Origin of the sequence: Myroides pelagicus (genome assembly GCF_009711055.1) — a bacterium.
GTDB lineage: Bacteria > Bacteroidota > Bacteroidia > Flavobacteriales > Flavobacteriaceae > Flavobacterium > Flavobacterium pelagicum.
This window is the reverse complement of record NZ_WMJY01000041.1, coordinates 1-24,542: the sequence shown is the minus strand read 5'-3', so window position 1 is coordinate 24,542 and position 24,542 is coordinate 1. Positions and strand designations below refer to the sequence as shown.

The 24,542-nt window shown below is 35.0% G+C and carries 22 protein-coding genes and 1 tRNA gene; 2 read left to right on the top strand and 21 right to left on the bottom strand.

The genetic code is table 11. The features are described from left to right. Nucleotides 1-91: 91 nt before the first annotated feature. From GJV77_RS13040 to mraZ, 19 genes are all read right to left on the bottom strand, one after another. Nucleotides 92-2,248, bottom strand: coding sequence for a polyribonucleotide nucleotidyltransferase (locus GJV77_RS13040; protein WP_155036787.1), 2,157 nt, complete (start codon nt 2,246-2,248; stop codon nt 92-94). Nucleotides 2,249-2,413: 165 nt separating this feature from the next. Continuing rightward, nucleotides 2,414-2,683, bottom strand: a complete 270-nt coding sequence (rpsO, locus tag GJV77_RS13035) for a 30S ribosomal protein S15 (protein WP_155036784.1) — start codon at nt 2,681-2,683, stop codon at nt 2,414-2,416. 129 nt (nt 2,684-2,812) lie between these two features. Then, complete coding sequence (locus tag GJV77_RS13030) at nt 2,813-3,274, bottom strand: GAF domain-containing protein (protein WP_155036783.1); 462 nt, start codon at nt 3,272-3,274, stop codon at nt 2,813-2,815. 199 nt (nt 3,275-3,473) lie between these two features. After that, nucleotides 3,474-3,893, bottom strand: a complete 420-nt coding sequence (locus tag GJV77_RS13025) for a CBS domain-containing protein (protein WP_155036782.1) — start codon at nt 3,891-3,893, stop codon at nt 3,474-3,476. Nucleotides 3,894-4,849: 956 nt separating this feature from the next. Further along, a tRNA-Arg gene (locus GJV77_RS13020) sits at nt 4,850-4,923 on the bottom strand. A 16-nt stretch (nt 4,924-4,939) separates the two neighbouring features. Beyond that, nucleotides 4,940-5,392, bottom strand: coding sequence for a GatB/YqeY domain-containing protein (locus GJV77_RS13015; protein ID WP_155036781.1), 453 nt, complete (start codon nt 5,390-5,392; stop codon nt 4,940-4,942). A 101-nt stretch (nt 5,393-5,493) separates the two neighbouring features. Further along, on the bottom strand, nt 5,494-7,587 hold the full coding sequence (ftsZ, locus tag GJV77_RS13010; protein ID WP_155036780.1) for a cell division protein FtsZ: 2,094 nt from the start codon (nt 7,585-7,587) through the stop codon (nt 5,494-5,496). Between the two features lie 13 nt (nt 7,588-7,600). Next, a complete protein-coding gene (gene ftsA / locus GJV77_RS13005) occupies nt 7,601-9,043 on the bottom strand; it encodes a cell division protein FtsA (protein ID WP_155036779.1) in 1,443 nt (480 codons plus the stop codon). Between the two features lie 9 nt (nt 9,044-9,052). Continuing rightward, a complete protein-coding gene (locus tag GJV77_RS13000) occupies nt 9,053-9,790 on the bottom strand; it encodes a cell division protein FtsQ/DivIB (protein ID WP_162521629.1) in 738 nt (245 codons plus the stop codon). A gap of 8 nt (nt 9,791-9,798) precedes the next feature. Further along, nucleotides 9,799-11,145, bottom strand: a complete 1,347-nt coding sequence (gene murC / locus GJV77_RS12995) for a UDP-N-acetylmuramate--L-alanine ligase (protein ID WP_240142874.1) — start codon at nt 11,143-11,145, stop codon at nt 9,799-9,801. 7 nt (nt 11,146-11,152) lie between these two features. After that, nucleotides 11,153-12,241 carry an undecaprenyldiphospho-muramoylpentapeptide beta-N-acetylglucosaminyltransferase gene (murG, locus tag GJV77_RS12990; protein WP_155036778.1) on the bottom strand — a complete coding sequence of 363 codons (1,089 nt, stop codon included), beginning with the start codon at nt 12,239-12,241 and terminating at the stop codon, nt 11,153-11,155. Between the two features lie 7 nt (nt 12,242-12,248). Further along, nucleotides 12,249-13,496 (bottom strand): FtsW/RodA/SpoVE family cell cycle protein, encoded by a 1,248-nt coding sequence (locus GJV77_RS12985; protein ID WP_155036777.1) that lies wholly within the window; start codon nt 13,494-13,496, stop codon nt 12,249-12,251. Nucleotides 13,497-13,512: 16 nt separating this feature from the next. Then, nucleotides 13,513-14,847 carry a UDP-N-acetylmuramoyl-L-alanine--D-glutamate ligase gene (gene murD, locus GJV77_RS12980; protein WP_155036776.1) on the bottom strand — a complete coding sequence of 445 codons (1,335 nt, stop codon included), beginning with the start codon at nt 14,845-14,847 and terminating at the stop codon, nt 13,513-13,515. 1 nt (nt 14,848) lies between these two features. Then, nucleotides 14,849-16,060: a phospho-N-acetylmuramoyl-pentapeptide-transferase gene (gene mraY / locus GJV77_RS12975; protein WP_155036775.1), complete on the bottom strand. Its 1,212-nt coding sequence runs from the start codon at nt 16,058-16,060 to the stop codon at nt 14,849-14,851. Between the two features lie 15 nt (nt 16,061-16,075). Continuing rightward, entirely contained in the window at nt 16,076-17,530 is a 1,455-nt protein-coding gene (locus GJV77_RS12970) for a UDP-N-acetylmuramoyl-L-alanyl-D-glutamate--2,6-diaminopimelate ligase (protein ID WP_162521628.1), read from the bottom strand. Next, nucleotides 17,527-19,530, bottom strand: coding sequence for a penicillin-binding protein (locus tag GJV77_RS12965; protein WP_155036774.1), 2,004 nt, complete (start codon nt 19,528-19,530; stop codon nt 17,527-17,529). The genes GJV77_RS12970 and GJV77_RS12965 overlap by 4 nt, the downstream gene beginning before the upstream one ends. Continuing rightward, nucleotides 19,521-19,880, bottom strand: coding sequence for an FtsL-like putative cell division protein (locus GJV77_RS12960; protein ID WP_155036773.1), 360 nt, complete (start codon nt 19,878-19,880; stop codon nt 19,521-19,523). Before GJV77_RS12960 ends, GJV77_RS12965 begins: the two co-directional genes overlap by 10 nt. After that, nucleotides 19,877-20,788, bottom strand: a complete 912-nt coding sequence (gene rsmH / locus GJV77_RS12955) for a 16S rRNA (cytosine(1402)-N(4))-methyltransferase RsmH (protein WP_155036772.1) — start codon at nt 20,786-20,788, stop codon at nt 19,877-19,879. Before rsmH ends, GJV77_RS12960 begins: the two co-directional genes overlap by 4 nt. Next, nucleotides 20,781-21,242 carry a division/cell wall cluster transcriptional repressor MraZ gene (gene mraZ / locus GJV77_RS12950; protein ID WP_155036771.1) on the bottom strand — a complete coding sequence of 154 codons (462 nt, stop codon included), beginning with the start codon at nt 21,240-21,242 and terminating at the stop codon, nt 20,781-20,783. The genes rsmH and mraZ overlap by 8 nt, the downstream gene beginning before the upstream one ends. Nucleotides 21,243-21,583: 341 nt before the next feature. On the opposite strand from mraZ, the gene GJV77_RS12945 reads away from it, so the two are divergent. Both GJV77_RS12945 and yihA read left to right on the top strand, forming a co-directional pair. Beyond that, nucleotides 21,584-22,348, top strand: a complete 765-nt coding sequence (locus GJV77_RS12945) for an alpha/beta fold hydrolase (protein WP_155036770.1) — start codon at nt 21,584-21,586, stop codon at nt 22,346-22,348. Between the two features lie 3 nt (nt 22,349-22,351). Next, nucleotides 22,352-22,975 carry a ribosome biogenesis GTP-binding protein YihA/YsxC gene (gene yihA, locus GJV77_RS12940; protein ID WP_155036769.1) on the top strand — a complete coding sequence of 208 codons (624 nt, stop codon included), beginning with the start codon at nt 22,352-22,354 and terminating at the stop codon, nt 22,973-22,975. 33 nt (nt 22,976-23,008) lie between these two features. On the opposite strand, the gene GJV77_RS12935 is transcribed toward yihA, so the two are convergent. Then, nucleotides 23,009-23,536, bottom strand: coding sequence for a ClbS/DfsB family four-helix bundle protein (locus tag GJV77_RS12935; protein WP_155036768.1), 528 nt, complete (start codon nt 23,534-23,536; stop codon nt 23,009-23,011). 29 nt (nt 23,537-23,565) lie between these two features. After that, the gene (locus tag GJV77_RS12930) at nt 23,566-24,222 is read right to left on the bottom strand and encodes a response regulator transcription factor (protein ID WP_155036767.1); all 657 of its coding nucleotides are present in this window, start codon (nt 24,220-24,222) and stop codon (nt 23,566-23,568) included. Nucleotides 24,223-24,542: the final 320 nt, after the last annotated feature.

Sequence of the window (24,542 nt, the reverse complement as noted above, 5' to 3'; positions counted from 1 at the left end):
TTGTGCTTATGAAAACGAAGAACTCATAATTAGCTCATTTTTTCAGTGCCCTCCAGTTATAAGGGTGCTTAAGTATATATAATAGTTGCAACTATTTACTCTCTTGTTTAGGAGCATTATCCTTTTTCTCCGTTTTTGGAGGACGAGGCATCAGTGCTTTACGTGATACTTTAGCTTTTTTAGTTTTAGGGTCAATACCCATATACTTAACGTCTAATTCATCACCAAGCTTTAATACATCTGAAACATTTTCTATACGCTTCCAATCCAACTCAGATACGTGTAATAATGTTTCTTTACCAGGTACGAATTCTACAACTGCTCCAAAGTCTAACATCTTAACCACCTTTACATGGTAAGTCTCTCCTTCTACTGGTGAGAAAGTTGTATTACTAATAGATGCTAATGCTTTATCCATTCCATCCTGATCTGTACCAAGAACTTCAATAACTCCAAAGTCTCCTTCTTCATTAATAACAATAGTAGTTCCAGTCTCAGCTTGTAATGCTTGAATATTTTTACCTCCAGGTCCAATAACTGCTCCGATAAAATCTTTAGGAATAGTAACAGTAACGATTTTTGGTGCTTTAGGCTTAACTGTTGCATTAGGCGTAGCAATAGTTTCTTGTAACAATCCAAGAATATGCATACGTCCATCATGTGCTTGCTTTAACGCTTGCTCCATGATTTCATAAGCTAATCCTTCTATCTTAATATCCATCTGACAAGCCGTGATACCATCATTAGTCCCTGTAACTTTAAAATCCATATCTCCTAAATGATCTTCATCACCTAAGATATCAGACAATACAGCCCAACGTCCAGTCTTAGCATCTGAGATAAGCCCCATAGCAATACCAGAAACAGGTTTCTCAATTTGAATACCAGCGTCCATTAGTGCTAATGTACCAGCACAAACTGTAGCCATAGAAGACGACCCATTAGACTCTAATACATCAGATACTAAGCGAATAGTATAAGGACAGTCAGCAGGAATCATATTCTTAAGAGCACGTTGTGCTAAGTTTCCATGCCCAACTTCTCTACGTGAAGTTCCTCTTAGTGGTTTAGCCTCACCTGTTGAGAATGGAGGGAAATTATAATGTAAATAAAATTTCTCTTCTCCTTGCTCACTTGGAAGGTCAATAATATTCGCATCTCTTGACGTACCTAAAGTTACTGTAGCTAAAGCTTGTGTTTCTCCACGTGTAAAAATAGACGAACCATGCACAGAAGGCAAGTAATCTACCTCACTCCAAATTGGACGAATCTCAGTAGTCTTACGACCATCAAGACGAATTCCTTGATCTAAAATTAGGTTACGTACAGCCTCTTTTTGAGTTTTCTTAAAGTATACCCCTATTAATTCTCCTTTCTCTTCTAAATCTTCTTCAGAAAACAGAGCTTTAACCTCTTCATATACTTCTGCAAACTTCTCACCACGCTCAGATTTAGCACTTGCATGAGAAGCAATATCATACAATTTTGCATAAGCTGCATCATGCACAATTTTCTCAATTTCAACATCTGTTTCTTCTGGCTCATACTCACGGTAAGTAAGATTCAATGCGGCACGCATTTTTTCTTGTGCCTCAATTTGAGCTTTAATAGCTTCATGAGCAAATTTAATTGCTTCAATCATTTCTAATTCAGAAATCTCCTTCATTTCACCTTCCACCATACATACAGAGTCTTTAGAAGCACCGATCATCATATCGATATCAGAAGCATCTAATTGCTCTTTAGAAGGGTTTATCACGAATTGTCCGTCAACACGTGCAACTCTTACTTCAGAAATGTAGTTATAAAACGGAATATCTGACACAGCTAATGCAGCAGATGCTGCTAATCCAGCTAATGCATCAGGCATAACATTTTCGTCATAAGACATTAATGAAATCATCACTTGTGTCTCAGCATGATAATCATCTGGGAACAATGGACGTAAACAACGGTCAACAAGACGCATTGTTAAGATCTCTTGATCACTTGGACGAGCCTCACGCTTAAAAAAGCCTCCTGGAAAACGTCCAGCAGCAGAAAATTTTTCTCTGTAATCTACAGTTAATGGTAAGAAATCAACACCTGGATTTGCAGTACGTGCAGAAACAGCTGTTGCTAACAACATACAGTCTCCCATTCTTACTACAACAGATCCATCTGCTTGCTTTGCTAATTTCCCCGTCTCGATTGAGATGCTTCTACCATCACCTAAATCGATAATTTCTTTGGTTACCTTAGGAATCATAAATAATAAATACTTTAGGGTTTCTGTCTCTCCGAAGAGAGACATAATTAAATTTGTGTGTTGTGTTGTTGTGTAGTTGTATGAAACCCAATGAAAAACCAGACTTTTTCTGCAAAAAAGGCTAAAAAGAAAAAGAGGCGCACAAGGGCACCTCTTATCAATTGATTATTTTCTAATATTCAATTCTTTGATAATTTCACGATATCTGTTGATTTCTGTACGCTTCAAGTGGTCAAGAAGTCTTCTTCTTTTACCTACTAAAAGTACTAATGAACGCTCAGTATTGTAATCTTTACGATTTCTTTTTAAGTGCTCAGTTAAGTGAGAAATTCTATAAGAGAACAAAGCAATTTGTCCTTCAGCAGATCCTGTGTTTTCAGCTTTACCTCCGTGTTTAGCGAAGATCTCAGCCTTTTTTTCTTTTGATAAATACATGCCAATATTTTTTAAATAATTATTATGCGACAATTATAGTCTTTCTATAATTCGGTGCAAAGGTAAATTTATTTCTGACAATTCAATCTATTTATTTACTTTTTTTACACAGGTATAAAAAACAACCCTTTAATATAATTTTGCTACTTCAATCATTAACGCTTCTAAAAACACTTTATCCTCATTTGTAAACACGCTTTCAGTATGCGAATCAACATCTATCTGACCGATGTTCAAACCATTAACAAATATTGGCACAACGATTTCTGACTTTACCACAAGGCTACAAGCTATATAGTTGGTCTCTTTAGTAACATCATCAACAACAAATACGTCATTCGACTCTGCTACTTGACCACAAATACCTTTCCCAAATGGTATCGTAACATGGTCTGTCGCTTCACCTATATAAGGTCCTAAATGCAATGTTCGCTGTGAATGATTTGCAAAATAGAACCCCACCCAATTGTAGTATGCTAATGAATCATATAGTAATTCACAAATTTCTTGAAGTAGTTCTTCTCTTGTAATATCTTCCCTCTCTAATATTACTTTACACCTATTCAACAGTGCATCATAATCATTTATCATAAATCTTTTGTTTGACTTTAAAAGTACAAAATTTAGGCTAGCCAAAAAATTATACTGCCAATCTTTTATTTTTTATAGAAAAAATAAAAAAGCACTAATGCTAGACACTAGTGCTTTCCTCAAACAACAATATGTAATTTTGTAGCCAAACTCACAAACTACAAAATTTAACTTTTATTTTTAATAGCAATTTTTCTAATTAATCATATTGCTTAAGCAAGTATTTAATCAAATCAGTTGTTGTTAACATACCTACTAATACTTTTCCTTCTAATACAGGTAGTGCTCTAAAATTCTTTGTTACTAATATCTCAGCAGCCTCTTTTACACTATCATCTGCTTGAATAGTAATAACCTCTTTCACCATTACCTGCTCTATAGTAAACATATTATAAACCGTCGTATCCACAACATTGTCATTCTCATCTGTATCAGCCAAACTAATCTTCAACAAATCAGTATAACTAAGTATTCCTACTAATTTATTACCAGAAACAACAGGTAAGTGACGTATATTAAATTGTTTAAACAATTTCTCTGCCTCTGTTAATGAATTAGTCAAATTCACACTAACAATTGTTGCTGACATAATTGATGAAACGGGTACACGTTGACGCATAATACAATTTACTTATATAACAACCACAAAGATAGAGTGGCTCTCAGAGATAAAATATGATTTTTATCAGTTTAATGAATAATAATTCTTTAAAATTCGCATCTCTTAGATTCCATCAAAAATAAGTAGGTATGTAAGTAAAAGTCAATAATAGGAAATCAGTTGGCACCTATCCTACTAAGCAACAAACAATTACTTTTAAAAATATAAAATCTTATACTTAATACTTTTCGAAAAGCTACTACATATTCTATTGAACTATCCGTATGATATTAAATAAAGAAACTTTTTTAACACATAGTGGTCTTAAAATAAGAGCCTTTGTTGCCAAGCTAGTGCAATGCGTTCAGAATACGTGCAATTTACGAGCCCACAGACAGGTTCCTAGCAAGGAAAGTGCAGGAATACTGCACGTATAGGTCAAGAAAGCCAGGAAAAAAATGTTTGTGAATAGATGATACGTTTCTGTAACCTAAACGGTTTTAAAAAACAATACTGACTAAAGTATTAAATAGCATGATTTATTAGACATTTGTAAATATTCCTTATATGTAAGTAGCGTGTACAGTTAATATTTTCTCTAAGAAAACAACGTAAAACTACTTTCTTTGAATACCATATAAAAATTAGTTCTTTTCTTTGAATAGCTACTTGTCTTATCACTGAACCAAGATTATGACAATAAATAGAAAAAGTATCTAATAAATAACATCATATAACCGATTTACAACTATATCCAAAAAGAGTAAAGTCATTCCTTTTCATTCAACAATGTTTGTAAACACAAAATCTTTATTTACAAATAATCAATAGCTAACCTAGAATACCCCACATAGACCAATACATTAGTCTCAATCAGAAAAAAGACATCTTTGTATTAAACCTAAATACCAGAGCCTCTCAGTATATAACTAAAAAAAGAAACTTCTACTATAGCTATAGTAGAAGTTTCTTTGCGTCCGTGGAGGGGTTCGAACCCCCAACCCTCAGAGCCGAAATCTGATATTCTATCCAGTTGAACTACACGGACAATGCCTTATTATAACTTAGTTTGATAAAATCGCTTTTACTATACTTGATATTGTTTTACCATCCGCTTTACCTGCCAATTCTTTTGAAGCTACACCCATTACTTGCCCCATTGCTGCCATTCCTGAAAATCCACCTTCAGCGACAATCTTTTCAATAATTGTTTTCACCTCTTCTTCAGTCAATTGCTCTGGTAAGAAAGTCTCAATCACTTTCGCCTGATCAAGTTCTGGTTGAACCAAATCAAGACGACCCTGTTCTTGATAAATATTAGCGCTATCTTTCCTTTGCTTCACTAATTTCTGAAGAATTTTTATTTCCTCTTCTTCCGTTAATTCCTCTTTAGTTCCAGATTGAGTTTGGGCTAATAATAACTCAGACTTAATCGCTCTCAATGCTTCTAAAGCTAGTGTTTCTTTAGCTTTCATAGCATTCTTCATTGCGTCCATTACTTTTGACTGTAAACTCATATCACTTATATTTTTAAGTTGATGCAAATATATAAAAAAGCCAGAAAAGTCGATCTCTTCTGGCCTTATTAAATCTTATTTACTACGAATAACTTAAGTCTTTAGTCTACATTATCATGTAAAAAAGAATTATTTGAACGAAGTTTGTTCTCATTATTACTATCTACACTCAGTGACGTTCTCGACTTCTGAGAAGAGTCATCGACTTCATTAAAGTCAACCCCAGTTCGCTTATAAGCTGGTTCGGACTCTAACTCATCAATTTCGGTATTAGTAGCTGTATTATTATTAAATTTATAATTGAAATCACGCATTTTCTTTCTGCGCTCAGCAGAACGACTTCTAAGCGTAAACTCTTCAATGCTCATCTCCATAGGATTCAATTCATCGTTTTCTAAAACTTGAGTATTTTGCTCAACAGGCTCTTCCTCTTGCTGTAACGTCACTTTGAACCCTTCTGCAATGTCCTCTGTATGTTTTGACACAGTTGGTTTAGCATTCTGCAATTCTTCTTCTTTATCAGTATAATCCTCTAAAGAAAAATAGATTTTCTCTTCTTTTTGTGAATGATCAGAAGCTTCAGCAGCAGATGTTTCTTCAATGAAGTTGGATACCATAAAATCCTCTTCTTCCTCTTCTAAACCTAACGTTGTTGTTTGTACAACTTTAGTAGCTTCTACGGAAGTAAGTTCCTCTCTTCTTTTTGTAACTACTACAAACTCCGGGTCGATTACTTTAATATCACGAGGATCTCTTACTTTGGATTGTGGTTGATCTACCTCAGTTTGAGGCACACTCACTTCTTTCTGAGGGGTTACAATCTCAAAGAAGGCATCAAGTTTCTTTTCTGGAGCTACTTGTTCACTTTTCACTCCTATCTGTACATTATCTTCAATACTTTCAAAATTCACAGAAAACTGCCCACCATTATCTTTTATAGTCGTATTATCCGAAACAGTTGCATCAACAGAGGAATCAGTCTCATCTTCGAATGACGCATTCTCATCTTCTAAAGTAAAAACTTTTCTGTCCTCAGCAGTACCCGTTGGAGAAACAGGCCCATCTACTCCACCAGACAATGGTTGGTCTGGAGTAGTAAAACCAAGGTTAGATGCTGGTTTAGAGCTTGACAAATCTCTTGTTAAAGACTGCTCTTCACCTAATGTATGAACAATAACTTTAGGTTCACCTGAAGCTACAATCGTTTTTTGTTGCTCTACATTAAATCCAGTAGCGATAATAGTCACAGAGATAGCATCACCTAAAGAATCATCTTCACCAACCCCCATTATAATATTAGCATTGTGTCCAGCTTCTGTCTGGATGTGATCATTAATCTCACCTATCTCATCAAGAGTAATTTCATTTGAACCAGAAACAATTAACAACAATACGTTTTTAGCACCTGTAATTTTATTGTCGTTCAACAATGGAGAATCTAAAGCATCAACGATAGCATTTCTTGCACGACTATCACCAGAAGCTGTGGCAGATCCCATAATAGCGGTACCACTATCTGACAATACTGTCTTAGCATCTTTTAAGTCGATATTTTGAGTATAGTGATGAGTAATTACTTCCGCAATACCACGCGCAGCCGTAGATAACACTTCATCAGCTTTGGAGAAGCCAGCTTTAAACCCTAAGTTCCCATAAACTTCACGCAGTTTATTATTATTGATAACAACTAGTGAATCTACTTGCTTACGCAACCTATCAACACCTTTCAAGGCTTGTTCTTGACGCACTTTACCTTCAAATTGAAAAGGAATCGTAACGATACCAACTGTCAAGATATCACGTTCTTTTGAAAGCTGAGCAATCACTGGTGCAGCACCTGTACCAGTCCCCCCACCCATACCGGCAGTAATGAAAACCATTTTAGTATTTGAGTCTAACATTTTTTCAATGTCCTCTATACTTTCAATAGCTGATTGTTGACCTACATCAGGGTTTGCACCTGCTCCTAGTCCCTCTGTTAAATTAACCCCTAACTGAATCTTATTAGGCACTGGGCTATTTTCTAAAGCTTGAGCATCAGTATTACACACAATGAAGTCAACACCTTTAATCCCTTGTTGAAACATGTGATTAATTGCATTACTTCCACCTCCACCTACTCCAATAACTTTTATAACATTCGATTGATTCTTTGGCAAATCGAACTTTATTCCTCCGAAATCTGTATTCTCCATATACGTATCGTTTTTATTCTTGCTTTTCAATATAATCTTTAATCTTCTTTACGAAGTTACCAAAAAAGCCTTTCTCAAACTTTTCTGCAGTAGATGCTGCCACTTTTTTAGTCTCTGCTTCTTCTTTCTCTTCCAAGTCAATATGAATAGCACCTTCTGTAGAATTTACTTGATTCACTTCTTCTTGAATAGTTTCAATTTTCTGATGAAAAACAGGCTGTTCTGCAGCTGCTTTTTCTTCTTCTTGCAATTTTTCTAATGCTTTAATTTCCTCAAACGGAATTGCACCTATTACTTCATTTCTATTGCTTTCCATCACCAAACCAACAGCTGTGGCGTACAATGGACTAGAAATCTCTGGGTTCGAATCACCCGCCAAATGTTCATTTGGATATCCAATACGGGTATCAATACCTGTAATATACTCAACTAACTGTTTGATGTGCTTCAATTCTGAACCACCACCAGTTAATACAATACCTGCAATTAATTTCTTCTGTGGGTTTTCATACCCATAGGTTTTAATCTCAGAAAAAACCAACTGAATAATTTCATCTACACGAGCATGAATTATCTTCGACAAGTTTTTCAATGATATCTCTTTAGGCTCTTTACCTCTTAATCCAGGTATAGAAACAATCTCATTATCTTTATTCTCTCCCGGCCAAGCAGATCCAAAACGAACTTTTAATGTCTCCGCTTGTCTTTCAATAATTGAACAACCTTCTTTAATATCTTCTGTAATCACATTCCCCCCAAAAGGTACTACTGCAGTATGGCGTATAATACCATCTTTAAAAATAGCTAAATCTGTCGTACCACCACCTATATCAATAATAGCGACTCCTGCTTCTTTTTCTTCTTGACTTAGCACAGCCTCTGCCGAAGCAAGAGGTTCGAGCGTAATACCAGATAATTCAAGACCTGCATCTTTAATACATCTTCCTGCATTCTTTATTAAAGCCGCTTGACCAACAACAACGTGAAAAGTGGCTTCTAAACGACTACCATACATTCCTATTGGTTCTTTTATTCCAGGCTCTCCATCAATTTTAAACTCTTGAGGCAATACATGAATAATCTCTTCGCCAGGCAACATCGTTAACTTCTGTACCTGACTGATCAATTGTTCTATATCTTTACTACCAATAACTTCATCTGGATTTTCACGACTAATGTAATCACTGTGTTGAATACTGCGAATATGTTGTCCAGCAATACCGACAACCACGTTTTTAATCTTACATTCAGATTCAGCCTCAGCTTCTTTCACAGCATGTTGAATAGACTGAATTGTCTGTGTAATATTATTCACAACACCTCTCTTAACACCTAAGCTTTTCGCTTTACCTAGTCCAAGAATTTCAAGCTTACCATACTCGTTTTTCTTTCCTACCATTGCGACAATCTTTGTTGTCCCAATGTCTAATCCTACAGCTATATTTTCGTTTTTCATAGTCATTTTCTATTTACTACATACCACTTGTTGAGTAAACCTTAGGTTTATACTCTTATATGAATCTAGTTTGTTTTCAACCTCTGTGCTGTAATTTACAAAGGCTTTATAATTATTCAATTTTCTTTTCTTTTCATCAAAAGTCCCAAAGAGAATCTTATAGTCATTACTTCTACTTCTCATGACAAGTGTGCCATCCTCTTCAATAACAATACTAGTCAAATCCATTCTTAAAAATTCATCCGCATCTATCAATTTCAACAAATCAAGTAATTCTACCTTATTTTCCTTTGTAACTCTCCCCTGTACAACAAGAGCCCTCTGAGAAAAGTTAATAGAAATAGGCATTAAACCACCTTCTTCGTCAATATAGTAACTCTTACCCTCAGAAAAAAGTCTTGCATAAGCTTTTTTTTGCCAAACATCTACAGAAAGCACTCCATCTAATGAAATATAAACCTCTGCATTTCTGATCAATTCATTTTCAAGTAACTCATCTTCTAGGTTTTTCAAATCTACTATAGATCTAGAAATCTCGGAAGAATTTGATATGTTTTTTTTTACCAAATTTCGAATATCCTCACTTGTAACAAAATGATAGTCCTCTCCTTTAAACAAAACATCTATCGCTTGTATTTCACGTGATTCATTTCTTCTGTTACTAAAAGAGTATACAGCAAACACTATCACACACACTAAAAGCATGCGAACATCTAACCACTTTATTCTCTTAAATAACTTTTTCACAATTCTTATTATTCTAATTCAGCTTTTAACGTGTTTATCATTTCACCAATGTCACCAGCTCCTATAGTTACAAGCACTTCCGGGTTAAATGACTTCACATAATCAACTAGAGCATTTTTTGCTACTAATTCTTTTCCTTTCGACGTTACTAATGACAATAATTTTTCAGAGGTAACTCCTTCGATAGGAGCCTCTCTTGCAGGGTATATATCCATTAATATAACGTTTTCAAACGTTGATAACGCTTGGGCAAATTCATCCATAAAATCATTTGTACGACTATACAAATGAGGTTGAAAAATAGCCAATATCTTCTTATCACCATACATTTCATGAACAGCTTGACTCACAGCTTTAATCTCTGTAGGATGATGTGCATAATCGTCAATAAATACAAAATCATCTCGCCTAACTTTATATGAAAATCGTCTACGTACCCCTTTAAACGAAGCTAATGCTGCAACTAACAAATCCTTCTCAACACCATAGTCATATGCCATTGCAAAAGCAACTAAAGCATTGGATAAATTGTGATGCCCTGGCAATCCAAAGCGCACATCTTCGATAACTTCTTTAGGTGTAATTATATCAAAACAATACCAACCATTATCAACTTTAATATTCACTATCCGAAACGAACACCCCTCATCAAAGCCAACTTTTACACCGTTGAAATCAACAGATTCATTGATATATAATTTTTTATCATCAACAACTTTGTCTGCAAATTCTTTAAAAGATTTCAACATTTCATCAGCTGTTCCAAAAATATCTAAGTGATCAGCTTCGGTAGAGTTAACACAAGCTACGTTAGGACTTAAACGCAAAAATGAACGATCAAACTCATCCGCTTCTACTACCGTAACAGTCGTTCCGGATCCAATCAAATTAGTCTGATAATTTTCCACCACTCCCCCAACAAATGCCGTTACATCTACACCTGATTCAAATAGCAGATGACCTAAAATACTTGTTGTTGTAGTCTTACCATGTGTGCCTGCAACTGCAAAACAATAAGTGTCCTTTGTAATAATACCTAAGACTTCAGAACGTTTTAAAATCTCAAATCGACTTTCTTTAAAATATAACCACTCTAAATGATCGACCGGAATAGCAGGTGTCACTACAACTATTGTACTTTCCTTATGCTTGTATTCATTGGATACTAACTCAATACTATCTTCATAATGAATATCGATACCAATCGATTCTAATTCACCTGTTAATTGGGTCGCAGTTTTATCATAACCTGCAACATTCTTTCCTAAATACTTAAAATAACGAGCCAAGGCACTCATACCGATACCTCCAATACCAATAAAATACACACTCTTTATTTGATCCATCGTCTTCATCTCAATATTACTGTTGAATTAAAGCTTCTATTTGATTGACTATATCCTTTGTAGCGTTTGGCATAGCCAAACACTTAAATTTTTCTCCTAAACGCTTCATCTGATCTTCATCAGCTATTAAATCTCTAAACACTGTTTCAAAATTCTCTAATGTAGACTCCTTAATCATTAACGCCCCACCTTGATCAACAACACTTTGTGCATTTTTAGTTTGGTGATCTTCCGCCACATTCGGTGAAGGAATAAATATCACAGGCTTCCCAACTATAGCTAATTCAGATACTGATGAAGCTCCAGCTCTTGAAATAACAATATCACCACTAGCAAATGCATAATCCATACGATCAACAAATGGCAACACCTTCACCTTCTCTGAAGCATATTGCTTATACTCATCAAAATATAATTTACCACATTGCCAGATTACTTGTATATTTAATGCTTTAAATACTTCTAAATTTGCAGCTATTAATTGATTAATCTTTCGTGCACCTAAACTTCCTCCCAAAACCAATAAAGTCTTAACACAAGGTTCTAAATCAAAATGCGCTAATGCTTTCTCTTTATCTACTAACACTAACAAATCTTGACGAACAGGGTTTCCTGTTTTAATAAGATTAGCCTGTGGAAAGAATTCTTCCAATCCATCATAGGCAACACATACAGCTTTAGCTTTCTTTGCTAATAGCTTATTTGTTATCCCGGGATAAGAATTCTGTTCCTGCACGACAGTCGGTATCCCCATCATTGCAGCCACTTTCACAACTGCACCACTAGCATATCCCCCTGTACCAATCACAACGTCAGGTTTAAAATCCTTAACTATTTTACGCGATTTAAATAGGCTAATTAACACTTTAAAAGGAAAAGAAAGATTATCAATACTCAATTCTCTTTTAATCCCCGAAATCCACAAACCTTCAATATTATATCCCGCTTCTGGTATCTTTTGCATTTCCATTCTTCCTTCCGCCCCAACAAACAATATTTCAGCATCAGCAAAACGACTTTTCAATTCATTTGCTATTGCTAAAGCAGGGTATATATGTCCTCCTGTTCCTCCTCCGCTTAATATAAACCTAGGCGCTCTATTCATAGTGTTGTTAATTTGCTATTTCTTGCTTTGCAAGATTTTTTTCTTTTTCTAATACAATTTTCTCTAATTCCTGCTCTTCTTTTTCTGCAGTTTCTTGCCTTTCTAACTCACGCGCTTGTATTTCCTTTTCACTTTTGGTAACACTCAAAATCATACCTATAGCCACACATGTCATCCATATTGATGTTCCACCACTACTAATTAAAGGAAGTGGTTGTCCTGTTGTTGGCAATAAAGACACTGCTACCCCTAAATTGATTAAAGTTTGATATATAATATAAAAACCTAGTCCACAAATCAACAATTGTCCAAACAATGTTGGGGCTCGATGCATACCAATTAAAAAACGAAAGAACAAAAACATATAAACGACCACAATACCAATCCCCATTACCAAACCATACTCCTCAACTATAATCGCATAAATAAAGTCAGACGAAGATTGAGGCAAAAAATTCTTCTGAATGCTTTTCCCTGGTCCAAGTCCTATTAAACCTCCTGATGCTATTGCCATCTTAGCGTTTTGTACTTGATATAAATCTTGTCCTTCTTCATCTGAATTCATAAACCGATCTATACGACTAATCCAAGTATCTACACGGTTTGGAAACACTCCTGGAAAAGCCTTAGCTGTAAGCACAAAAATAGTCAAACATGCTATCGCTATACCTAGTATTTTAGCTAAATGCTTAAAAGAATACCCTCCCAAAATACTCAACGTAACAACAGCTAATGAAATCAAAAAAGCAGTTGAAAAATTAGCAGGAAGAATAAGAGCTACGACAACCGCTACAGGTAGCCACAATCGCACTAACGATGAAGAGAAAGAAACTTCCTCATCTTTTACTTTAGCAAAATAATGAGCTACATAAACCAAAATTACAATAGCAGCTATAGATGATGGCTGAAACTGTACACCTAAAATACTTACCCAACGACTTGCATTAGCACCCCCAATCATCGTTCCTTTCAATAAAGTATAAAAAAGAACGACAATAATCACTGGAATACCCAAATCGCCAATTACCTTATAATACTTATAATCAAGACGATGTATCAACCACATAAAAATTAAACCTACAGAAATGTGAGCCATATGCTTGAGTAAGTAATGAATTGTTTTTTGTCCTGTACCAATAGTATAAACGAGGTTGGTACTTGCACTATATACAGGCATCAAGGAGAATAATGCCAGTAAAATGACAATTCCCCAAATAAATTTATCCCCGTTTAAATGCTTAAACAACCATTTCATATATTACTCAATAATATTATAGATTATGTACTTCTTCTTTAAATTGATGTCCTCTATCTTCGTAATTTTTAAATAAATCAAAACTTGCACATGCTGGCGACAATAATACCGTATCACCACTTTCTGCAAGACTCTTCGCTACCCGAACCGCCTCTTTCATCGATTGCACTTCAACAAATGAATCTACAACATTCTCATACGATTCTCTAATTTTCGTATTGTCTACACCTAGACATACTATACTCTTAACTTTTTCACGCACTAAAGCCATCAACTCATTGTAGTCATTGCCTTTATCTACTCCACCTACTATCCAAACAGCTGGAGTTTTCATACTTTCTAGAGCAAAGAATGTAGCATTTATGTTTGTTGCTTTTGAATCATTTATATATTGGACATTATCCACTTTCAACACTTTCTCTAAGCGATGCTCTACACCTTGAAAATCAGAAAGACTCTCTCTAATCTTTTCTTTTCTAATCTTTTTTAAGTGTGCTATAGTAGTAGCCGCCATTGCATTTTTTACATTATGCAACCCTTCTACTCCCAACTCTTCTATTGGCAATACAATTGTTTCTTTATCCATAGTCACAATAATATTTTCTTCCTCTACATATGCTCCTTCATCTAGTTTACTATATAGAGAAAAAGGCAATGCTTTGGCTTTAATTGAGTGATTCTTCAGCCATTGTTGAATTTCTTTATCATCGTAATCATAGATAAAGTAATCCTCAGCCGTTTGATTCATTGTTATTCTAAACTTAGAATCTATATAATTAGAATACTTGTAATTATATCTGTCTAAGTGATCTGGACTTAGATTAGTCAATACAGCAATATTAGGACGAAACTCTTCAATTCCGTCAAGCTGAAAACTACTCAGTTCAAGTACATAACTTTTATCCGGATGGTTCGCTACTTGCCCTGCATAACTATCTCCAATATTACCTGCCAACCCAACATCTAATCCTCCTTCTTTTAGCAATTTATAGGTTAACATCGTCGTGGTCGTCTTACCATTACTGCCTGTAATGGCAATTGACAATTCAGAATTAAAATGATACGCAAACTCTATTTCTGAGATTACTTTTATCCCTTTAGCAATTATTCTTTTAACAATCGGAGCATGGTCCGGAATACCAGGACTTTTTACTACGACATCAGCATTTAAAACTAACTCCTCCGTATGCCCTTTCTCTTCCCATTGAATCTCAGCTTCATCTAATACACTTTTATATCTATCGTGAATTGTCCCAAAATCAGAAACAAAAACTTCAAAGTTTTGCTTCTTTGCTAAAGTTGCTGTTCCTACACCGCTTTCTCCTGCCCCTAAAATCACTATTCTTTTCATCTTATCTTAATTTCAGTGAGACTAAACAAAATACTCCTAAAAGAATCGCTATAATCCAAAAACGAGTAACAATCTTACTTTCGTGATAACCCTTCTTTTGGAAATGGTGATGCAATGGAGCCATTAGAAAAATTCTTCGACCTTCTCCGTAACGCTTTTTTGTATATTTAAAATAAGTTACCTGCATCACTACAGATAAATTCTCAACTAAAAATATACCACACAATACAGGAATCAACAACTCTTTTCTAACCGCTATAGCCATAACCGCAATAATACCTCCTATTGTCAAGCTACCCGTATCACCCATAAAAACTTGAGCTGGATAGGTATTATACCATAAAAACCCAATCAAGGCCCCCATAAATGCGGATATGAAAACGGTCATCTCTCCAGAATTCGGAATATACATGATATTCAAATAATTCGAGAACACAACATTACCAGATACAAATGCAAAAATACCCAACACAAAGGTGGATATCGTAGAAGTTCCGGCGGCCAAACCATCTATACCATCAGTAAGATTAGCTCCATTCGAAACAGCTGTAATAATAAAGATTACAATCGGTATAAAAACAAGCCAAGCATAATCAGAAGCCCCTTCACCTGCCCAGCTAATTAACATCGTGTAATCAAACTCATTATCTTTAAAAAAAGGTATAGTAGTTGCAGTAGATTTCACATCGTATCTACTTATAGGCGTGTCAACAAGTAGATGATCTGTAGGCACCTCTCTGACAGTCACACTAGGACTAAAATAAAGAACTGCTCCTACAATTACACCTAAACTTACTTGACCTACAACCTTAAACCTACCTTTAAGACCATCTTTATCTTTTTTAAATACTTTTATATAATCATCTAAAAAACCAATGGCACCCATCCATATTGTTGTCAGGATAAGTAATAAAACATAGACATTATCTAATCGTGCAAATAACAATACTGGAATTAATGTAGCTGCTATTATAATAACTCCACCCATAGTTGGTGTACCTGCTTTCTCTTTCTGACCTTCAAGACCTAAATCTCTTACCGTCTCACCAATTTGCATCTTGTACAAAAACTTAATCACCCGCTTTCCGTATATGATGGAAAGTAGCAATGATACAATCAAAGCCATTCCAGAACGGAAAGTAATGTATTGAAACACTCCCGCACCTGGTATTTTTAAAATACTATCCAAATACTGAAATAAATAATATAACATAAACCGTTACTCCTATTATTGTTTTAAAAATTCAGTTACAATTTCTAAGTCATTAAAATGACCTTTCTCTCCTTTTATATCCTGGTAGGTCTCATGACCTTTTCCTGCTATTAATATAATATCTCCTGATACTGCTTCCTGACAAGCAAGTTTTATTGCCTGTTTACGATCTTCTACTACTATTGTTTTCATAGTATGTTGTAGCTCTACTCCTGCCTCAATTTGTTCTAATATCTCATATGGGTCTTCAAATCGTGGGTTATCCGAAGTAAAAATTACTCTATTACTCAACTCAGATGCAATCTGTCCCATTTCAGGACGCTTTGTTTTATCTCTATTACCACCACATCCGACTACAGTAATCAATTTCTCGTTATAAGTACGTATAGAGTTTATTGTTTCTATTACATTTCGCAATGCATCTGGGGTATGTGCATAATCAACAATCGCTGTCACCTTATTCGCTCCAACCACATATTGAAAACGCCCAATTACACTTGTCAACTTACTTAATTGTAACAATGCTTCATCTAATTCTACTCCCATATTTATAGCTACACCTAATACAGCTAAAAGATTACTAGCATTAAAATTCCCTATCAACTGAACCCATACATCTTGTTGATTTACTTTCATTAACATTCCTGAAAACTGACTTTCCAAGATTTGCCCTTTATAATCTGCTATATTCTTTAACCCATAAGTAAGTATTTTGGCTTTTGTATTTTGCAGCATATACAAACCATTTTTATCATCTACATTGGTCAGAGCAAATGCCTTTGAAGGTAGTTGATCAAAAAAGATCTTTTTAGCATTCCTATATTCTGAAAAAGTGTGGTGATAATCCAAGTGATCATGTGTAAGATTAGTAAACACCCCCCCAGCAAATTCAAGACCACTAGTACGCTTTTGTACAATACCATGCGAACTAACTTCCATAAAACAATAGTCACACCCTTCATTAACCATCTTATTCAAATAGAAATTAATTGTCAATGAGTCTGGTGTAGTATGAGATGTTTCATAAACATCACTCCCTACTACTATCTTAACCGTTGAAAGAAGCCCTACTTTATAACCTAAATTTGTAAACAAATCATACAATAAAGTCGCTATCGTCGTCTTTCCATTTGTACCTGTCACCCCCACTAGCTTCAAGGAACTTGATGGGTTACCATAAAAGTAACTTGCCAGCTGAGCTAAAGCCTCATCCGAATCTAAAACTTGAATATAAGTTACCTCTTGGTTCAGTACACTTGGTAACTCTTGACATACAATTGCAATAGCTCCTTGTTTGATTGCTTGTTCAATAAAATGATGTCCATCTACAACTGTCCCTTTTTGCGCCACAAACAAAGTTCCTTGTTTAACTCTACGCGAATCAAAAGCTATAGCCTCTATCATTAAATCCGAAAATCCAACAAGAGATTTAATTTCTACTTTATTTAATATGTCTTTTAATTTTTTCACTTTACTTCTAATAATACTGTTTTATCCTTTTCTATTTTTGCACCAGGAAGAATAGATTGTTTATCGACTCTTCCTAAGCCTTTTACAGATACTTTTAACCCTATATTCTCTAATAAGGGCAAAGCATCCATTACATACATCCCTTTTACGTTTGGCATTACTTCTATAGGTTCCTCTACCTTTTCATTATACATCGCATACTCACTCTGCACTTTATCTAACAACGTTTTATCTTGTTTCAATTCAGTAGTGATAGGCAAATCCGTATATATCTTTTGTGCAATCTTCTTAAATACAGGTCCTGCTACATCTGCACCATAATAGCTTTTGCTTCGATCAGGTCTATGAATAACCACAATACAAGAGTACTTTGGATTATCGGCTGGAAAATATCCCGCAAATGAAGATGAATAATACATCTCCTTTCCTTTTCCACTTCCATAATTTACCTGAGCAGTTCCCGTCTTTCCTGCCATGGAAAAATTATTTGAATTCAACTTTCTACCAGTACCCCTCTTCACAACATTCCCTAATACTGCTTGAACTTGCTTAATCACTTCAGGAGATGCTATCTGAGGATTAACTATATCTTTATCAAAATACTCCACAGTTTGATTAAACTCCTTAACCTCAGAAACAAACTGCGGTCTAACCATCTCACCATCATTAGCTACCGCATTGTAAAGCATTAACGTATGCATTGGCGTAACGGATAATCCATAGCCAAAAGCCATCCAAGGTAGTGCGATACCACTCCATCCGCTTTCTCCTGGTTTTGGAATATATGGCTTGCCTTCACCCTTAATTGGCGTTCCTATAGGACTATCCATACCTATAGAAGACAAGTAATCTGTAAATTCTTTCGGGTCATCTTTAAATCCTTCATTAACCGCTTGCGTTATTACTGTATTTGAAGACACTTCGATGCCCCTTGCCAAAGTAATCTTACCATAACCTCCCCATTTAGAATCTCGTACTCGAGCATTATAAAATTTAACCATACCTCCATTGGTATCATAAACTCTAGCTGTATCACTCTTCCCCTTTTCTAAAAGTGCAAGTAACCCCGCTAACTTAAATGTTGAGCCTGGTTCATGCGTTTCACCTACTGCATAGTTTACTGTCTCATAATACGTACCATTCTTTGACCTTCCTAAGTTTGAAATCGCACGAATAGCGCCAGTTTTCACTTCCATCACGATAACTGTTCCATGATCAGCACTAAAATCTTCTAATGCCTTTAAGAGTCCATGATGTGCAATATCTTGAATATAAACATCTATAGTCGATACTATATCTTTACCATCTATTGGATCTAACTCCAATTCATCATTAATGGGCTTCCATTGATCCTTACCAATACTTTGCATTTTACGACGGCCATCAATTCCATTCAAATAGTCGCTATATGCACCTTCAATTCCTACACGCGTTATTGTCTTATCGCCATTTACTCGTTCATACCCTATAGTACGTTGAGCAATTTGACCTATAGGATGCTGGCGAACTGTTTTTTGATGAGATATAAACCCTCCTTTATAAGGCCCTCTATTGAGTAATGGAAAATTCTTCACCCGGACAAACTGGGTATAACTTAGGTTTCTTGCAATAAGAATATACCTACTATTATTTGCGCGACCTTTTCTCAATACACTTTGGTAATGAGCAGAACTCTTTCCAAACATAGCCGATAAAGAATCTGACAATGGCTTTAGATTTTTTTCAAAATCTTCTTTACTTGGTGCCACACCATCAAATCGAATTTCAAAGACCGGAACAGATGTTGCTAATAAACTACCATCTGCAGAATACACATTCCCTCTATTTGCAGGAATAATTTCTTCCTTAATACGCGTTTTATCTTGAGCTTTCGCCCTTAATTCTTTACCATCTATTAACTGTATCTTCACTAAGCTATAGACGATTCCAATAGCTACAATGAACACAAGTGCTGTAAAAATATACAAGCTTGAATAAATCCTCCTACCCTTTAGCGCCATAACTTACTCCAAAAACTTTCTGATTTCCCTTCCTCAATTAGCTTTATCTTCGTAGGTGGATTCTCAGAAGGATGAATACCTTCCTCTTCTAATCTCTTAGTAATTGTAGATTCCATTTTTAACTCCATCAATTCTGATCGCGTATCTACAAATTCAGCACGAAGCATTTTTACATCATGCGTCAAGCTATTCATTTTAAACACCTTTTCTTCATAAGCCTGTGTATTCCTAATTAAAACAATACACCATATTATCACATATATTATAATAGCCCAATTCCTAGCAGATCCCTCATGCACTAGAAGTTTGGCTTTTATAATATCCATTGGACTTATGACTGGCTTTTTCATTTCTTTTCTGCTACTCTTAATTTTGCTGATCGAGCTCTATTATTTACACTAATCTCTTCTTCTGTTGGTATAATCAATTTACCCAGCTGCTTTAATGGAACCTCAAACCTCCCAAACATATCACGTTCTGGCTCTCCTTCAAACATACCATTTTTCATAAAACGCTTAACCAGGCGATCTTCTAAAGAGTGATATGAAATAATACTTAAACGTCCCCCTGACTTCAATACCTCCACACTCTGCTCCAGCATCTCACGCAAGACATCCATCTCCTGGTTAACCTCAATTCGTATTGCTTGATAAATCTGCGCTAATATCTTTGCGCTTCTGTGTGCAGGTAAGAACCTAGACAAAACACGCTTTAAATCATCAGTATTTCTTATCTCTTGATCTTCTCTGCTGCGAACTATCGTATTCGCTATCGCACCCGCATTCTTCAATTCTCCGTATAAAAAAAACATTGTACGCAAATCTTTCTCGTCATAATCATTCACTACATGGAAAGCTGAAATATCACTATTCTGATTCATACGCATATCTAACTCACCATCAAAACGAGTTGAAAAACCACGCTCTGCTACATCAAACTGATGCGAAGAGACACCAAGATCTCCAAGTACTCCATCTACTTCTTTCACTCCATAAAAACGCAAATAACGTTTTAAATGTCTAAAATTTTGATTAATCAACACAAAACGAGGATCGTCGATTGCATTCTCTAAAGCATCGGCATCTTGATCAAAACCAAACAGCTTACCATTTTCTCCTAAGCGACTTAATATTTCACGCGAATGCCCCCCTCCTCCGAAAGTAACATCTACATACACCCCATCAGGTTTTATATCTAATCCATCAACACTTTCCTTCAATAAAACAGGTAAGTGATATCCATAATCTTCCTTATTCATCAAAACTTATATTACTCATTACTTCTTGCGCTAATTCTCCTAAATCAAAATCTACTTCTTCCACAAGAATACTCTCGTACATTTCCTTATCCCAAATTTCGATTATATTCACTTTAGACGTAAACACAATCTCTTTTGATATTTTAGCATACTCAATTAAATCTTTTGCTATTAACATTCTTCCTGCATCATCAACACTTACCTCTTTCACACCAGCCATAAAACGACGAATGAACATATCATTTTTCTTATCAAAGGGATTCAACTTCCCTATTTTCTGCATCATTTTATTCCATTCAACCATTGGCCACATCTCCAAACACGGCTCAAATATAGATCGCTTTAGCACGAAACCTTCAACCATAGCAGGAAGCTGCCTTTTCAATGAAGCAGGTACCAAGACCCTTCCTTTAGCGTCAATTTTACACTCGTATGTTCCGATTACATAAGACAAACTACACCTATTAATGTTATTTTAGCAAATGTACTACTTTTTTTCCCACTTTTTCCCACTTCTTCCCACTTTGTTAATAAGTTTCCTCAATCCTAGAGCACAACGCACACAACAAAGGTAAAGCCTTGATTTTTAACACTTATATTCCTTCAAATAGATTACAAAATTCCGGGAATTATCACACAAAAAACACCTTACTCTATCTAGATATCAACAATGTCAAATTTGTTTTTATCAACATTTTTTATGACAACTATTAATTTATAGTTTTATTAGAATCATAGTCCCTAATAAAATCTTATATTTGTCCGAATTTAAAAATCGCATTTAGAAACTACTACATGGAGCGAACTTTAAAAGTAGAAGGCAAATTCCGTTATGTTGAGATTGGTGAAGGAACTCCAATTATAATTTTACACGGTTTGATGGGGGGATTAAGTAATTTTGATGGTGTATCAGATTTCTTCCCTAAAGAAGGCTACAAAGTAGTCTTACCCGAACTACCCTTATACACAAATAGCATCTTGAAAACAAACGTTAAAGCTTTTGCTAAGTTTGTCAAGGATTTTATCGAACATATTGGCTACAAAGATGTCATTCTTCTAGGTAATTCCTTAGGAGGGCATATTGCTTTGTACTTTTCAAAAATGTACCCAGAATACCTTAAAGCTATGGTTCTTACAGGAAGCTCTGGTCTTTACGAAAGTGCTATGGGTGATAGTTATCCAAAACGTGGAGACTACGAATATATCAAGAAGAAAGCTGAAGATGTATTTTATGATCCCGAAGTAGCAACTAAAGAAATTATTGACGATGTATTTGCAACTGTTAACGATAGAATGAAGTTGATCAAAACACTAACTATTGCCAAGAGCGCTATACGTCACAACATGTCTAAAGACTTACCTAAAATTAATATCCCTACCTGTTTAATTTGGGGAAAAAATGATAAGGTAACTCCACCTGAAGTTGCTGTAGAATTCAATGAATTACTACCTGACTCTGACCTTTACTGGATTGATAAATGTGGACACGCTGCCATGATGGAACACCCAGAGGAATTTAATAAATTGTTACACGCTTGGTTTAAAGAGCGCAATATATAATATATGAAAATTAATACCGCAGAATTTGTAGTAAGTAATTCTGACGCTAGTAAGTGTCCTAATGAACCTATCCCAGAATACGCTTTCATTGGAAGATCTAATGTTGGGAAGTCTTCATTAATCAACATGCTTACTAACCAAAAATACCTTGCAAAAACTTCATCTAAACCTGGAAAAACTCAACTAATCAACCACTTCAAGATAAATTTAAACTGGTACTTAGTCGATCTTCCTGGGTATGGATATGCAAAAGTAAGCAAGAAGACGAAGTCCACATTTCAAAAGTTTATTACTGATTATTTCGATAAAAGAAGACAGCTAGTTTCTGCATTCGTATTAATCGACATCCGTCATGAGGCACAAAAGATTGACTTAGAATTTATGCAATATCTAGGCGAGTCAGCTGTTCCGTTTGCTATTATCTTTACAAAAGCAGATAAAGTAGGTAAGCAAAAAATAGCTAGTCTTGTTGCTGATTATAGGAAGAAGATGTTAGCTGACAACTGGGAGGAAATGCCTCCTTACTTTGTCACTTCATCTGAACACAAAACAGGACGTGAAGAAGTTTTAGATTATATTGATGAAATTAACAAAGATATCTTCCAAAACCAAAACAACCCTATATAAACAAAGAAAGCTACCTATATGATCAGGTAGCTTTTATTTTTTCATCACATTCTTTGAAAGCAATAAATTTTGATGTTTCCTCAACTTTTTGAGTGCCCAGTCATAGTGACTCGAAGTAGCAGATACGCAATAGCTACCTAAACTAGTTGTACCCGTCCAGGCAAAATGCTTTTTAAGAAACAACTCCTCATTCGTAAAAGACTCTATCAATTGCACTACCTTCAGATGACTCTGCTTTAAATCATAAATTGCCTCTTCCAATGATGTTACTTGGTGTTTCTTCCAAAACGCAACATTCATTTCAGGATAAGTCCTCCAATTATAAGGTTCAGGCAAAAAACTTTGTAAATTCCCTTTTTGATTTTCCTTAACCCAACTTATCAACAAACCGTGCCATTCTGTTAGGTGAATAAATACGTCACGAATATTTCTATCTCTTCCATCAAATGCAAAAGTAGACGATAACTCTTTTGAAGACATTGATTCTACCAATAAAAACATTTTCTCAAAGTTCTCTTTACTTAAAGTGAGTAATTTCTCTTTTGTCGTTGGTCTTGCCATATCATCATTTTTCTATGTAATCAAAAAACTTAAATATAGTAATCATTTACTTTAATAATACCCGCACGAATAGCATATCGTGTAGCATCATGAACATTATTTACCTTTAATTTTTTAAATATATTCTTGCGATGAGTAATTACTGTATGTACACTAATATTACGATCAGCTGCAATTTCTTTGGTCATCTTACCAAAGGCTATCTCTTTAAGCACTTCTCGCTCCATTGGTGTTAGCACTTGATCTACTTTATATATTGAACTCTGATGCTCCTCTAGAATACGTTGTACTTCTTTATTTAAGTAGATTTCTCCACTCAATATCTTATCAATCCCCTCTTCAATACTATCTAAACTATCTGTCTTAAAAATAACGCTAAAATCTACCTTCTTCAACTGCAACATACGCTTAAGCCATATTTCATTTAACTCATCAAACAACATAACCCAATGACAATTCTTATATTGCTCCTGAAAAAGAAAAATTTGATTAATCTGTTGTTCAAAATTATATGACTGTGGATTAAAAAATACATAGGTTGAGTCACACTTCTGCAAAAAATCCTTCAACCCTTGAGTACTATCTACTACTTCAAAACAAATAGGATGCATACTCCTCTTTTGTAAAATAGAGTAAATCGCATATTTAGTTAATTCTTGTTGATCGATTATTGTTACACACAACATAATTTTTCATTTTATAAAACAAATATACACCAAAAACACACGAATCAATTATCTCTTACTCACTAATAAAACTTACAAAACATCGATTATTACCTAAAAACATTAGAGTCATAAATATATCAAACCTAAAACATTAATACGTAATATGCTATATCTACTCTGGTAAACAAAAACTCATTAACTATAACCACCAATAGACTAACATCAATCGATAGATGTAATAATCAATTAAATACACACCTAAACACAGCCTTTACCAACATTAAAAAATAGTGATTGAAAAAGAGGGCACTGAAAAAGTCCTAAAATAGTATCAGGGT

Bases quoted from the DNA above. Each gene is read 5' to 3' on its own strand.
- GJV77_RS13040 (WP_155036787.1), bottom strand. From the start codon at position 2,248: ATGATTCCTAAGGTAACCAAAGAAATTATCGATTTAGGTGATGGTAGA.
- rpsO (WP_155036784.1), bottom strand. From the start codon at position 2,683: ATGTATTTATCAAAAGAAAAAAAGGCTGAGATCTTCGCTAAACACGGA.
- GJV77_RS13030 (WP_155036783.1), bottom strand. From the start codon at position 3,274: ATGATAAATGATTATGATGCACTGTTGAATAGGTGTAAAGTAATATTA.
- GJV77_RS13025 (WP_155036782.1), bottom strand. From the start codon at position 3,893: ATGCGTCAACGTGTACCCGTTTCATCAATTATGTCAGCAACAATTGTT.
- GJV77_RS13015 (WP_155036781.1), bottom strand. From the start codon at position 5,392: ATGAGTTTACAGTCAAAAGTAATGGACGCAATGAAGAATGCTATGAAA.
- ftsZ (WP_155036780.1), bottom strand. From the start codon at position 7,587: ATGGAGAATACAGATTTCGGAGGAATAAAGTTCGATTTGCCAAAGAAT.
- ftsA (WP_155036779.1), bottom strand. From the start codon at position 9,043: ATGAAAAACGAAAATATAGCTGTAGGATTAGACATTGGGACAACAAAG.
- murC (WP_240142874.1), bottom strand. From the start codon at position 11,145: ATGAAGACGATGGATCAAATAAAGAGTGTGTATTTTATTGGTATTGGA.
- murG (WP_155036778.1), bottom strand. From the start codon at position 12,241: ATGAATAGAGCGCCTAGGTTTATATTAAGCGGAGGAGGAACAGGAGGA.
- GJV77_RS12985 (WP_155036777.1), bottom strand. From the start codon at position 13,496: ATGAAATGGTTGTTTAAGCATTTAAACGGGGATAAATTTATTTGGGGA.
- murD (WP_155036776.1), bottom strand. From the start codon at position 14,847: ATGAAAAGAATAGTGATTTTAGGGGCAGGAGAAAGCGGTGTAGGAACA.
- mraY (WP_155036775.1), bottom strand. From the start codon at position 16,060: ATGTTATATTATTTATTTCAGTATTTGGATAGTATTTTAAAAATACCA.
- GJV77_RS12965 (WP_155036774.1), bottom strand. From the start codon at position 19,530: ATGGCGCTAAAGGGTAGGAGGATTTATTCAAGCTTGTATATTTTTACA.
- GJV77_RS12960 (WP_155036773.1), bottom strand. From the start codon at position 19,880: ATGAAAAAGCCAGTCATAAGTCCAATGGATATTATAAAAGCCAAACTT.
- rsmH (WP_155036772.1), bottom strand. From the start codon at position 20,788: ATGAATAAGGAAGATTATGGATATCACTTACCTGTTTTATTGAAGGAA.
- GJV77_RS12945 (WP_155036770.1), top strand. From the start codon at position 21,584: ATGGAGCGAACTTTAAAAGTAGAAGGCAAATTCCGTTATGTTGAGATT.
- yihA (WP_155036769.1), top strand. From the start codon at position 22,352: ATGAAAATTAATACCGCAGAATTTGTAGTAAGTAATTCTGACGCTAGT.
- GJV77_RS12935 (WP_155036768.1), bottom strand. From the start codon at position 23,536: ATGGCAAGACCAACGACAAAAGAGAAATTACTCACTTTAAGTAAAGAG.
- GJV77_RS12930 (WP_155036767.1), bottom strand. From the start codon at position 24,222: ATGTTGTGTGTAACAATAATCGATCAACAAGAATTAACTAAATATGCG.